General features: G+C 54.4%; 13 protein-coding genes. 3 read left to right on the top strand and 10 right to left on the bottom strand.

Annotation, left to right across the window (positions count from 1 at the left end; all coding sequences use genetic code 11):
• Positions 1-34: 34 nt before the first annotated feature.
• Positions 35-754, top strand: a complete 720-nt coding sequence (gene pepE / locus MKJ04_RS07300; protein ID WP_241640931.1) for a dipeptidase PepE — start codon at positions 35-37, stop codon at positions 752-754.
• Between the two features lie 421 nt (positions 755-1,175).
• Here pepE and MKJ04_RS07295 read toward each other — a convergent pair whose 3' ends face one another.
• The 9 genes from MKJ04_RS07295 to MKJ04_RS07255 form a co-directional block, all read right to left on the bottom strand.
• Positions 1,176-1,625 (bottom strand): hypothetical protein, encoded by a 450-nt coding sequence (locus MKJ04_RS07295; protein ID WP_241640930.1) that lies wholly within the window; start codon positions 1,623-1,625, stop codon positions 1,176-1,178.
• Between the two features lie 7 nt (positions 1,626-1,632).
• Positions 1,633-2,070, bottom strand: coding sequence for a hypothetical protein (locus MKJ04_RS07290; RefSeq protein ID WP_241640929.1), 438 nt, complete (start codon positions 2,068-2,070; stop codon positions 1,633-1,635).
• Positions 2,071-2,113: 43 nt separating this feature from the next.
• Positions 2,114-2,653, bottom strand: coding sequence for an RNA polymerase sigma factor (locus MKJ04_RS07285; RefSeq protein WP_241640928.1), 540 nt, complete (start codon positions 2,651-2,653; stop codon positions 2,114-2,116).
• Positions 2,654-2,749: 96 nt separating this feature from the next.
• Positions 2,750-3,709 carry a transketolase family protein gene (locus MKJ04_RS07280; RefSeq protein ID WP_241640927.1) on the bottom strand — a complete coding sequence of 320 codons (960 nt, stop codon included), beginning with the start codon at positions 3,707-3,709 and terminating at the stop codon, positions 2,750-2,752.
• Positions 3,710-5,104, bottom strand: a complete 1,395-nt coding sequence (locus tag MKJ04_RS07275) for a vWA domain-containing protein (protein WP_241640926.1) — start codon at positions 5,102-5,104, stop codon at positions 3,710-3,712.
• Positions 5,105-5,183: 79 nt separating this feature from the next.
• Entirely contained in the window at positions 5,184-6,041 is an 858-nt protein-coding gene (locus MKJ04_RS07270; protein ID WP_241640925.1) for a transketolase, read from the bottom strand.
• Positions 6,042-6,292: 251 nt separating this feature from the next.
• Positions 6,293-6,745, bottom strand: coding sequence for a thioredoxin-dependent thiol peroxidase (gene bcp / locus MKJ04_RS07265; RefSeq protein WP_241640924.1), 453 nt, complete (start codon positions 6,743-6,745; stop codon positions 6,293-6,295).
• 8 nt (positions 6,746-6,753) lie between these two features.
• Entirely contained in the window at positions 6,754-8,664 is a 1,911-nt protein-coding gene (locus MKJ04_RS07260) for a M23 family metallopeptidase (RefSeq protein ID WP_241640923.1), read from the bottom strand.
• The gene (locus tag MKJ04_RS07255; protein ID WP_241640922.1) at positions 8,645-9,256 is read right to left on the bottom strand and encodes a fumarylacetoacetate hydrolase family protein; all 612 of its coding nucleotides are present in this window, start codon (positions 9,254-9,256) and stop codon (positions 8,645-8,647) included. Before MKJ04_RS07255 ends, MKJ04_RS07260 begins: the two co-directional genes overlap by 20 nt.
• A 380-nt stretch (positions 9,257-9,636) precedes the next feature.
• Here MKJ04_RS07255 and MKJ04_RS07250 point away from each other — a divergent pair, with 380 nt between their 5' ends.
• The gene (locus MKJ04_RS07250; RefSeq protein WP_241640921.1) at positions 9,637-10,434 is read left to right on the top strand and encodes a M48 family metallopeptidase; all 798 of its coding nucleotides are present in this window, start codon (positions 9,637-9,639) and stop codon (positions 10,432-10,434) included.
• Between the two features lie 17 nt (positions 10,435-10,451).
• Positions 10,452-11,057, top strand: a complete 606-nt coding sequence (locus MKJ04_RS07245; RefSeq protein WP_241640920.1) for a hypothetical protein — start codon at positions 10,452-10,454, stop codon at positions 11,055-11,057.
• Between the two features lie 98 nt (positions 11,058-11,155).
• Here MKJ04_RS07245 and MKJ04_RS07240 read toward each other — a convergent pair whose 3' ends face one another.
• The gene (locus MKJ04_RS07240) at positions 11,156-11,962 is read right to left on the bottom strand and encodes a 3'-5' exonuclease (protein ID WP_241640919.1); all 807 of its coding nucleotides are present in this window, start codon (positions 11,960-11,962) and stop codon (positions 11,156-11,158) included.
• Positions 11,963-11,981 lie beyond the last annotated feature (19 nt).

The following is an 11,981-nucleotide window of genomic DNA, read 5'->3' as shown; positions in this document are numbered from 1 at the left end:
CGCGTTCGCTCAAACAAAATTTCTAATTTTGGGCATGAGCAGAAATCTTTTATTGATCAGCACCTCTACCACGCACGGCACCGGCTACCTCGAGCATGCCGAAGCGGAAGTAAACGCCCTTTTGGCAGGCAAGTCCAGCCTTTTGTTTATACCCTACGCCCGGCCAGGCGGTATTTCGCATCAGGAGTACACGGCCACGGCGCGCGAGGCCTTCGGGAAATGGGGCATCAGCGTTAGCGGCGTGCATGAGCACGACAATGCCGCGAAAGCGGTGAACGAGGCGGAAGCCGTTTTTATCGGCGGCGGGAACACGTTCGTGCTGCTGCGCAATTTATACCTCCATAAACTGGTGGAGCCGCTGCAGCAACGCGTGCTGAAGGGCATGCCCTATATGGGAACAAGCGCGGGAACCAACGTGGCCGGCAAAACGATCGGGACAACGAACGACATGCCCATTGTGCACGTGAAAACATTCGATGCGCTGCAACTGGTGCCTTTCAACATCAACCCGCATTACCAGGATCCGGTGGCCGGTTCCACGCACATGGGCGAAACCCGCGAAACCCGGATTGCAGAGTTCCATCACCACAACCGCCAGCCCGTGGTAGGGCTGCGTGAGGGAAGCATGCTGCGCGTGCAAGGCGATCGGATCGAATTAAAAGGCCCGCTTTCTGCCCGTGTATTCCTGCAAAGCCAGAAGCCAATGGAGTTCGAGCCGGGCGATGACATCAGTTTTCTGCTGGATGCCTATTAAAACGTATAATACGTGCAGCATGTGTGCTTTACGGTTATACGATTAGGGCTTTAGAAATTCCGCTGGATGTCGCAGTCCATAATCCCATTGTTTAGGCTATGCCTATAGGTCAGGAAAGTGTTAAAGCTGCCTTGGTTTAAATAGAGGACCCTACCCCCGGAGGTTAAGCTAATTATACTTGTGAGGGTATGGGCACGCTTCTAGCAGGCAGGAGCACGACACGTCGCTGCGCTTTGGTAGCGTTAGTGGAGGGGGATTTTGTGCTTCTGTGTAAACAAGCCTAGCTGAGCACAATCTATGCATAGGGCCGTAGATGGTCAAGCAAGACAGCACCTCCTGTATGGGTGACATTGCTGCCAGCCATACAGGAGGTGCTGTCTTGCTTTCATACCTAAAAGGCTACAATGGGAATTCAAGGTTGCTACTGATTCTGCTTTTTGTCGTCGAGCCGTCGCAGCAGCAGCTTCATAAACTCCCGCTCGCCGCGGTACATCTTCACGAGCTGTTTGATGGTGATGACTTTCTGGTAGCGCTCGGCATATACTTTATCCAACGCCAACTCTTTCTCTTTCAAGTCAAATATTTTGGCCACGCGGGCCTCTACCTGCGCGTCAGTCAGGAGGTCGATGTCCTGCTTAAAGTCGATGCGGTAGCCTTTGACCAACTCGCGGCGCTTGGCCTCATGCTCGTTGTAGATCGGCCAGAACTTCTGCGACTGCTCTGGCGTGAGGCCCATTTTGTCGGTAAGGAAAGCCACCTTGGCGGCCTCCACTTTTTCCCGCTGCTCATGCTTGTGGCTCTGTGCCTGCACTGTAGTGGCGGGCAAGGTGAGGGCACAGCACATGGCGATTAGTATGATGTAGTGTTTCATGGGTGAATTAATAGTCTAGGTCGTCTAGTTGGTAGTAATACAGTTCCTCTTCGGCGGCGGAAGGGCTCACGTTCAGGAACTCGGCAGTCAGGTTTTGATTCAGATCCACAAACTCCTCCATGTCCGAGGTCTCTACCTGAGCATAGAGGTCCAGGTAATCCATGATCTCGGTGTTAGTGAGCGCGGCGATGGAAAAGTCCATCTGCTGCGATGCCTGCTGTGTGCCAAACAGGTAAGCACCCACAAACACAAAGAGAAGCAGAAGCGGGGCAACGGCAAAACGCAATGGCCGGGAAAGATGGGCAAGCCAGGCTGGTATACCCGCAACCTCTTCCTGCATAGCAGTACGCTCCATAATGCGCCGCGGCAGTCGGTCGAAGTAGCCGTCCGGGACCCGGTGGATGTTGTGTTTCGGGATATCGCTTAGTTTCAAGTGCTTTTTCATGGTTTTGCCTACAGTGGGTTAGATGCAATACGCGTGCTATAGTTTAATCCTGTTGCAGATATTCTTCTATTTTCTTCACCGCGATATGGTACGATGCCTTCAAAGCGCCCACAGAGGTTCCCAGTATCTCAGACATTTCCTCATACTTCAGCTCATCAAAGTACTTCATGTTGAAAACGAGGCGCTGCTTGTCGGGCAGGCGCAAAATTGCCTTTTGGAGCTTTAGCTGTATTTCGTCTCCGGCGATGTCGGGGGAGGAGGTGAGCTTTTCGGTCAGCTCGGCGGTAATGTCGTGGAGGGGCAGGAAGAACCTGCGCTTTTTGCCGGACAGAAAAGAGAGGCACTCGTTGGTGGCGATGCGGTAGATCCAGGTATAGAGCTGGGCGTCCCGGCGGAAATTCTCCAGGTTCTTCCAGACTTTCAGAAACACTTCCTGTGTCAGGTCATCGGTATCGTCATGGTCGATCACCATCTTGCGGATGTGCCAGTATACTTTCTGCTGGTACTTCCGGACAAGCTGGTTAAAGGCCAGGTTTCGGCTCTCGGGCTGGTCGAATTTGTCTAGGATTTCCTTGTCTTCCACTGGTGGGGGAGCAGCAAAACGGATGGGGTATAAACGCGAGAGGCCGTACGTTCTCTTGTACAGCCTCTGGCGTTAGTATAGGATGCTTTTAGCTGCTTACTGCCGCTTTCTGCTGATGACGCGCTCTGCGGCTGCCACGATGTCGTTCTCGGTCAGTCCGTATTTTTCCATCAGTTCGTCGGGCGTGGCAGACTCGCCGAAGGTGTCGTTCACGGCCACATACTCCATCGGGAGCGGGGTGTTTTTCACGAGTACCTGCGCGATGCTGTCGCCGAGGCCACCCAGGCGGTTGTGCTCTTCGGCACTCACCACGCACTTGGTCTTCGCCACCGACTTCAGGATTGCCTCCTCATCCAGGGGCTTGATGGTATGGATGTTAATGATCTCGGCGGAAATGCCTTTCTCAGCCAGGATATGGCCGGCCAGAATCGCTTTCCATACCATGTGGCCGGTTGCGAAAATGCTGACATCCGTTCCCTCGTTTACCATCCAGGCCTTGCCGATCTCAAACTTCTGGTTCGGGTCTGTGAACACCGGAATCACCGGGCGACCGAAACGCAGGTATACCGGGCCTTCATGGTCGGCGATGGCGATGGTGGCCGCCTTGGTCTGGTTGTAGTCGCAGGGGTTGATCACGGTCATGTGCGGCAGCATTTTCATCATGCCGATGTCCTCCAGGATCTGGTGCGTGGCGCCGTCCTCGCCCAGGGTCAGGCCAGCGTGAGAGGCGCAGATTTTCACGTTTTTGCCAGAGTAGGCAATCGACTGCCGGATCTGGTCGTACACGCGGCCGGTAGAGAAGTTGGCGAACGTGCCGGTGAACGGGATTTTCCCGCCTATGGTCATACCTGCGGCCATACCCATCATGTTCGCCTCCGCGATACCGATCTGGAAGAAACGCTCTGGGTTTTCCTTGATAAAATCGGCCATCTTTAGCGAACCCACCAGGTCGGCGCAAAGGGCTACTACATTAGGGTTGGTGCGGCCAAGCTCCTGCAGGCCGGCTCCGAAGCCAGAACGAGTGTCTTTCTTCTCTGAATACGTGTATTCTTTCATCTATCTGTTGAAAATTTTTACGGTTGTGGTCGCGCCCGATTTAATTGTAAAGTCTTTTACGTCTGTGAATTTACTCGCCTGGGCGGACTTCGTGCGGTAAACCATTCTATAATTCCCCGGCTGTAAGGCCATCGTCAGTCTGCTGTTCTCTTCGGGCAGGTTGCACAGCCAGCGCTGCCCGCCATGCTCCTCCATCAGGTAAATGCTGCCATAGCCTTTCATCTGCGAGGCTACGGCCAGCTGGCCCGGTGGCGGGATGGTTATGGTGTTCGTCTGTCCCTGCTTCACTTCCACGGCTTTGAGATAGATGCGCGGCAGTGTCAGAATCTCTATGTCATAGGTGCCCGTCAGGTACTTTTGCTGCTCCCCGAACAACTGCACATGCAGCGTTTGCGCTGTACCCTGCTGCTTTACGAGGGCAGACAGGTTTCCGTACGGAGACGGCCCGTTCTGGCGCAGGTATAGCATGCCCTGCGGGGCCTTCACCCGGATGGCGTTGTGCCTGCCGGGCTCAATGCTGATATTGCGCTCCACCACGGCCGGAACGGTGTTCACAACCAAATCATAAGAGATGAGCGCGTCGACAGCCAGCATGTCCGGTTTGCCGCCTTCTCCCATCGCGTGCACGTAGTTGTACTCCGGCTCACCGGTCAGGGTGTTCAGAAACGTCATGTTCACGTTGGTCTCCACGGCGCGGCCGTCGTCGTTCAGCAGCTCCACGCTCACGGTTGTCTTGCTCAGCGCCTGCATCACAATCTCGGTCAGCACCAACCGGAACGTGTTCACGTCGGACGCATTGTAGTAATGGCCGATGCAGTTGAGCTGCTTTTCAAACTCGGGGTCTATGCCGATGCCGATGACAAATGGCCGCAGGAAAATACGCTTCTTCTGCAAGGCCAGCGACATGGCGCACGGGTCTCCACCGCACGACTCCAGCCCATCCGTGATCAGGATAATGACGTTGCGTGTTTTCTCGTCCTCAAAGTCATTCGCCGCCAGCTGCAGCGAGTAGGTAATGGGTGTGTTGCCGCGGGGCACAATCTCAGTCAGCTTTTTCTTGATGGCCTCCGTGCTGTTCTTTGAGAACGGTACTTCCAGGCGCGTGTCTTTGCAGTCGTTGCGCTCCCTGCCAAACTGGTGCCCGTATACCCGCAGGCCCACTTCCACGTTGTCGTAGCGCTCCAGCGAGTCCACAAGGTGGGCCAGCAGATCTTTGGCCACCGACATGCGGTCGCTGTTTTCCCACTTGGCCAGCATGCTGCCCGAGGCATCCAGCAAAAAAAGGATGCGGGTCTTCGGCAGGGCCTGCTGGTCTTCCTGGCCGAACGCCGCGCCTTGCCCTGACAGTATCAGCAACAAGGTGAGTGCCGCGAACAGGTTGCGCCAAGGGGCCATAGCAGGGAAGTAAGGCAAAACCAGAAAAAAGCTTTTTACGGCAGCAATCTGCGCCGCCGGAAAAAGAAGAGATGTTTATTTAGTAGTCAGATGCCGTTTTTACAGCCAGTTGCTGCAAGGCAATCTCTAGTTGCTCATCGTTCGGGGCCACACCGTGCCACTTATGCGAGCCCATCATGAAGTCTACCCCATAGCCCATTTGCGTGTCCATCAGAAGCATCACTGGCTTTCCTTTGCCAGTAGCCGCTTTTGCCTCGTCCAGCGCAGGAAGCAGCGTCTCGAAGTTGTTACCGTCTGCCTCCAGCACATGCCAGCCAAAGGCCTCGAACTTCGCGCGCAGGTCGCCCAGCGAAAGCACTTCCTCCGTGGAGCCGTCTATCTGCTGGCCGTTTCTGTCTACAGTGGCAATCAGGTTGTCCACTTTATTGTGTGGGGCATACAAGGTCGCCTCCCATACCTGGCCTTCTTCCAACTCTCCGTCGCCCATCAGCACATATACCAGGCTTTTGTCTTTGTTGAGTTTTTTGGTTTGGGCAGCGCCGATGGCAACTGACAGCCCCTGGCCAAGCGAACCTGAAGCGATGCGAATCCCTTCGAGGCCTTCTTCAGTGGCGGGGTGACCCTGCAGCCGTGAGTTCAACTTGCGGAACGTGGCCAGTTCTTTCGGGTCGAAGAAGCCTGCGCGCGCCAGGGTGCTATACCATACCGGCGAAATGTGGCCGTTTGACAGGAAGAAAAGGTCCTCGCCTTCGCCGTTCATGGTAAAGTCGGTGCTGTAGTTCATCACTTTGAAGTACAGCGACACGAAATAGTCGGTGCAGCCAAGCGAGCCGCCCGGGTGGCCGGAGTTAACCGCATGCACCATGCGCACGATGTCCCGGCGAACCTGTGATGCTATTTCCTGCAGCTCTTCGATACTTTTGTTGTGTGGATTCACTTTATAGGAGGTTATTAGTTATCAATTTAAGAATTTATCTGCAATTAAACGATTGCCTTGCAAATATGCCAACTATGGCGGTGCTAATAATGCAAACACAATACATTAAAAGGTGCGGCAATACGCGTTTCAATAATAAGAGTTAAAATTACACTTATTATTGAAGCCCCAAAATCTTTTCGGCTAAAACATGTTGCGCATACCTAAAAAAAACTGCCGCCAGAGGATGGCGGCAGCTTGACATGCGGGGATTATTTTTCCAGAATCTGGCTGGTGTGCTCTGCTGTCTTTACTTTCCTGATGATGTCCTGTATCACGCCCGCTTCATCAAGCAGGAAGGTATAGCGCATGGTGCCCATGTACTTGCGGCCATACATGGATTTCTCCTGCCATACCCCATAGCTGGTCACGATCTCCTTGTCTGTGTCCGCGATAAGGGTGAAAGGCAGTTCGTATTTGCTGATGAAGTTCTGGTGTGATTTCTCGCTGTCGGTGCTGATCCCGATCACCTCGTAGCCTTCCCGCTGCAGGTCACTGTAGTTGTCGCGGAGGTTGCAGGCCTGGGCCGTGCAGCCAGAGGTGTTGTCTTTGGGGTAAAAGTACATGATCACTTTCTTGCCGCGGTAGTCGCTCAGCTTTACGGTTTTACCGTTCTGGTCTTTGCCCACAAATTCCGGGGCTTTGTCTCCGATGTTCAGTTCCATGCGTTCTGTCAGATAGTGGTGGTATAAGTGGCTTCGTTGCCGGCGTTGTCCTTCACCTTCAGTACAAACTCACCGGACAATGGCGTGTTCTTGTCCAGTTTCTCAGACCAAATGGTTGCTGTTTTGTGCTCGTACTTCATCAGCAGCCACTGCCCGTTCACATAGGCGTTGAATGAGTTTAGGCCCGAAAGGTTATCGGATATCTTAAACCGGATCTGGTCGCGGCTCTTGCTCACTAATTTGATGTATGGTTGCTGCGTGTCCTCCAGCACCGTAAACTTACCCATGTTTTTGGTGGAGAAGGTGAGGGTGTTGTTTTCGCCCCAGGTGCCGCCAACAAAGCCTTTGCCACGCCCCGTGCCTAAAAAGTAAACTGCCGCCTTCGATTTGTCTTTCACCGCCGTCATGTCTGGCCTGATGGTAACCTGGATGCCCTTGAGCAGCGGAGTGAAGAAGTCGCCGACGGTATAAACGTTGTTCTCCAGCTTGGTCTGGAAATAAAGAGTGTCGTAAAGCGACTGCTTGTCGAAGAGCACCTTCAGGTACTCGTTGGTGAATGAAATCTCCTGGCCGGGAGGCACCAGCTTGTTGATGTCGAAAGGCACCGTGAGGCCACAGAAACGCATGGAGTCCGGAAGACCGGCCCGCAGGTCGAAGAGGCCCACCGACTGTGAGTTTTTCATGTAGCTTGGCACCAGCATCAGGGCCTTGCCCCCTTTCAGCAGTTCTATGTTCTGCGGAGTGCTGCTGGTGTCGGTGGCGCTTATCTTCAGGATGTTGCCGATCAGGTCATAGCGCAGCGAGGCCTTTTTCACATCCCTGGCCAACGACTTGGTAAAGGAAGGCTGACGGCCCTTCACCACAAAGCTGAGTGACGAGCTGTTGTCGTACGAGTCGCGGGTCACCAGCTTGATCTGGTAGGTGGAGTCCGGGAAGATGCTGATGCGGCCCTGGTGCGCGTTCGGAGATTTGTAGAGGGGTAGGTCGTTGCCATTGTCCACATACGCTTTCTGGAACGTGCGGCCCTCGCGCTTGTACACGTTATAGTTGATGTGCTGCGACACCTGCCTCGAAAGCTCAAAGGGAACCTGGTCGATGTAGTGGCTGTATACTTGCTGTCCGTTCACGTAAAGTGTCACTTCCTGCGTGCCGTTCTTGTTGGCGGCCCCGTCGAGGCGGTCGATGGTCTGGAGCTCGAGGCCCAGCAGGCCGTTGGCGTACACCGTGTCGGCAATGGTATAGGCGTTGCCCTTCTGGGTGGTCCGGAACTCGGCGCGGCCAAATTCGTTATTTACGCGGGAGTGTATGCTGAGCGGCACAATGCCCAAGCTGTAGATGTCGGGCGGCGTGGTGTCCAGCACTTCCTGAAACTTGCACTTCAGTGGGTTATACAGGCGGTCTTTCTCGTCCCGGATCTCAAAGTGCAGGTGCGGACCGCCTGAGCCGCCCGTGTTGCCGGAAAGGCCGATAACGTCGCCGCGCTTCACCGGAAACTTGCCCGCCTCCGGGAAGAGCTCCAGCTCAAAGGTCTTCTTCTCATACTGCTTCGCCAGGATATGGTCTGCCAGCGGCTGCCCAAACGCAGACAGGTGCGCATAAGTAGTCACCAGCCCGTTGGGGTGCGTGACGAAGATGATGTTGCCGTAGCCATACGTCGACTGCTTCACGCGGGAGATATACCCGTCGGCTGCGGCGTGCACCGAAAGGCCAATGCGCTGATCGGTCTTGATGTCGAGCCCGCCGTGGAAGTGGTTGGAGCGAATCTCACCCATACTGCCGGAAAGGAAATTGCGTTCCCCGGGTTTTATCGGGAAAAGGAAATAGCCCGGCTGCGGGGCGATTTGGGCCGCCGCGCCAAAGGCTGTGAACAGTGTGAGTGCCGCCAGCGTGAGGCGTTTGCTATTTAATCTCGAAATCAAGTAATTTTTTATCTTCAACATACCCTTCTAATCTGTCTCCTAGCTGCACCGGGCCTACGCCCTGCGGTGTGCCGGTAAATATAATGTCTCCTGTTTTTAAGGTGATAAAGCGCGAGATGTACGCGATGATGTCTTCAAATGGATTGAGCATCATTCTCGAGTTTCCCTGCTGTCTGGTCTCTCCGTTCACGTCCAGCCTGAAGTTGATGTTGCGCAAGTCGGGGAACAGGTCGAGGGGAAGGAACTCAGAGACTGGCGCGGAGCCGTTGAACCCCTTCGCCAGTGCCCACGGCAGGCCCTTCGCCTTGGCTTTCGCCTGCAAGTCGCGTGCCGTGAAATCGATACCCAGCCCGATACCATCGTAATACTTGTGCGCAAACTTGCGGTCGATGTCCTTTCCCTCCCGACAGATGCGGAGGATCAGCTCCGCCTCGTGGTGCACATCCGAGGTATAGTCCGGATAGTAAAAAGGCTCGTTGTTGCGCAGGATGGCCGTATCGGGCTTGAAGAAAATGACCGGCTCGTCCGGCACCTCATTCTGTAGTTCGGCTATATGGTCGGCGTAATTCCTTCCGATGGCAAGTATCTTCATGCTGTTTTGGCTATTTCTGAATTCCAAAAATAGGGTTTCTAACGTTGCTGTGCAGCAAAAGATTTAAAAATTATTCCGGTATACGCTCTGCTTCAGTCGGAACAGGGAGAGACGAAGCCCTCTATAAAATAACCCCGGCTCGTGGGTATATATTGTACGCAGAACGGCCGGAAAACAAATTACGGCATTGCTGACGTATAACCCATGCAATGGCGGGCAGGTAAGTTGAGGATGCCTCAAAATGATAAAAAAGATACGCCTCTGCCGCTGTCGGTTAAATATAGTTTTTAGTAAATTTAAGCATGTCAGATCAGGGGGCATGAGAGTGGTTCAACTTTTGATGTAGCCCGCATGTCCACTAAAATTTTAAAACGATGTATATGTATAGAAGAATAATTGCCTTCGCTATAGTGGCGGTCATGATGGTGGCCTGTACCACGGTACCCATTACCGGTCGCCGGCAGCTCAACCTGGTTTCTGATGCTGAGATGCAACAGCAGAGTTACGCCGCCTACAATCAGTTTCTGAAAGAGAAGCAGCTCTCGCGCGACGCGCAGGCTAACGCCATGGTAAAGCGGGTAGGGCAGCGGATTCAGCGGGCCGTGGAGCAGTATATGGCCGCCAATAACCTCAGCAACGAGCTCAACGGCTTTCAGTGGGAGTTTAACCTGGTGCAGGACGATCAGGTAAACGCCTTCGCGATGGCCGGTGGCAAGACCGTGGTGTATACCGGCATTCTGCCGATTGCCCAAAATGAGACAGGCCTTGCCGTGGTGATGGGCCACGAGATTGCCCACGCCATCGCCAAGCATGGCAACGAGCGTATGAGCCAGGCCCTGGCGCAGCAGTTTGGCGGGCAGACGCTTTCTGCGCTGGCAGGCGCACAGCCCGGAGCCGCCTCCAGCCTGATCATGTCGGTGTATGGGGTAGGCTCTCAGTTAGGATTGCTGAAGTATGGCCGAAACCAGGAGTCAGAGGCGGATCACCTGGGCCTGATCTTTATGGCCATGGCCGGGTACGACCCGCAGGCGGCCGTACCGTTCTGGCAGCGCATGGAAGCGAAAAGCGGCGGGCAGGCCCCACCCGAGTTTCTGTCCACTCACCCAAGCTCAGGCACACGCCAGAGCGACCTGAACAAATGGATGCCTGAGGCGCTCCAACATTATAAGGGGCGGTAACACAGCCTCAACCATACATGATGAAAAGTACACGTAGCTGGATGCGGACGCTCTGTCTGTATACCATAATTACAGCGGGGTTGCTGCTCGGCGCCTGCTCGGGTCCCGGCTCCATCAGCAACGATAGCGACATGGAACTGCTGGACATAGATGAGGGAATTGAAGAGGTGCCGGCATTGGCATACGATGGAAAGCTGCTGGCCCAGGTTGTCTTCGATAGCGTGGATTACATCGTGGCCCGGCAGGAGTTGTTTCAGCCTTTTATCCGTGAGTTCGGTGATGGCACAGTGGTTAGCCAGGTCGTGATCCGGAAGGTGCAGGAGACGCAGGAGGATGAGCCCGCTTATTACCTCGTCGGCATTGGGATGCTGAACGGGCAGTTCCGCTCCATGGCCCTCACTCTGGACAGGACCTCCGATAACAGCTTATACCTCAGCAGTAAAGGCCAAAAGCAGATTTGCAAGGCTTCGGCAGGGTGCAACTTCTGCTATTTTGCCTTCTCCGGAAACAAAATAACCGGATGCGAATGCGACACGCGCAACGCAGGCAACACGTGTACGCACGTGGTTGCGCCTAACAACAACCTGCTGCGCGATGTCAAACTCAAAAATCATCGGGAATAACAGCCTATTGTATTTCCCCCCAAACACGAAAGCGGCTGCTAACCTTGGTTAGCAGCCGCTTTCGTGTTTGGGTATGCTGCGTGTGGGCTACGAAAAAGCTATGAGAGCTGCACCTTGCGCAGGCGAATGCGCGTCAGCACTTTCTTGGTCTGCAGCGGAAACTCACTTTTCATCATCCAATCGTAATAGCCAGGTTCTTTCTGAAGCACGTCCTCCACGGGCACGTTTTTGTGCTTGCCAAAGTTAAACACCTCCTGGCCAACGTTGTTGTACACGATCCGGCCCGAAAGGTCGGCTGATTTCTGCACGGTGAACTTGTGCAGCTGCTCCATGTTGTTCTGGATCGGGAACTCCTCCACACCAGCTGCAGTCTCCACGGCAGTGTGCTCATACCGGTCCAGCTGGGCCATCAGGATGTGATAGGTCGCGACGGTGTCGGCCTCGGCGCTGTGCGCGTTCTCCAGCTTTTTGTCGCAGTAGTAGCGGTAAGCGGCCGACAGGGTGCGCTGCTCCATCTGATGGAAAATACGGCAGGCGTCCACCACGTTACGGTTGTCGATGTCGAAGTCGATGCCGCAGCGCAGAAACTCCTCCGCCAGCAGCGGAATATCGAAACGCAGCAGGTTATACCCACCCAGGTCGCAGCCTTTCAGAAACTGGTCCAGCTCGCGGGCCACCTGCTTGAAAGGCGCACAATCCTTCACATCCTCATCATATATATTATGGATCAGGCTCGTCTCCAGCGGAATCGGGATAGTGGGGTTGATGCGGCGGGTCTGGAGAATCTCCTGGCCGTCGGGCATCACCTTGAGCAGGCTATACTCCACAATTCTGTCTTTGCAGATGTCGGTGCCGGTGGTTTCAAGGTCAAAGAATACGAGCGGACGCTTAAGGTTCAGCTTCATGGCTTTTCTGTTTTTTTGG

The sequence above is a fragment of the Pontibacter sp. E15-1 genome (genome assembly GCF_022601975.1).
In the GTDB taxonomy this organism is placed as follows: domain Bacteria; phylum Bacteroidota; class Bacteroidia; order Cytophagales; family Hymenobacteraceae; genus Pontibacter.
This window is presented reverse-complemented; position numbering and strand designations above follow the sequence as displayed.

Excerpts from the sequence above, each read along its gene's own strand:
- MKJ04_RS07250 (WP_241640921.1), top strand. The coding sequence starts at position 9,637 with ATGTATAGAAGAATAATTGCCTTCGCTATAGTGGCGGTCATGATGGTG.
- MKJ04_RS07255 (WP_241640922.1), bottom strand. The coding sequence starts at position 9,256 with ATGAAGATACTTGCCATCGGAAGGAATTACGCCGACCATATAGCCGAA.
- bcp (WP_241640924.1), bottom strand. The coding sequence starts at position 6,745 with ATGGAACTGAACATCGGAGACAAAGCCCCGGAATTTGTGGGCAAAGAC.
- MKJ04_RS07245 (WP_241640920.1), top strand. The coding sequence starts at position 10,452 with ATGATGAAAAGTACACGTAGCTGGATGCGGACGCTCTGTCTGTATACC.
- MKJ04_RS07240 (WP_241640919.1), bottom strand. The coding sequence starts at position 11,962 with ATGAAGCTGAACCTTAAGCGTCCGCTCGTATTCTTTGACCTTGAAACC.
- MKJ04_RS07275 (WP_241640926.1), bottom strand. The coding sequence starts at position 5,104 with ATGGCCCCTTGGCGCAACCTGTTCGCGGCACTCACCTTGTTGCTGATA.
- pepE (WP_241640931.1), top strand. The coding sequence starts at position 35 with ATGAGCAGAAATCTTTTATTGATCAGCACCTCTACCACGCACGGCACC.
- MKJ04_RS07290 (WP_241640929.1), bottom strand. The coding sequence starts at position 2,070 with ATGAAAAAGCACTTGAAACTAAGCGATATCCCGAAACACAACATCCAC.
- MKJ04_RS07280 (WP_241640927.1), bottom strand. The coding sequence starts at position 3,709 with ATGAAAGAATACACGTATTCAGAGAAGAAAGACACTCGTTCTGGCTTC.
- MKJ04_RS07295 (WP_241640930.1), bottom strand. The coding sequence starts at position 1,625 with ATGAAACACTACATCATACTAATCGCCATGTGCTGTGCCCTCACCTTG.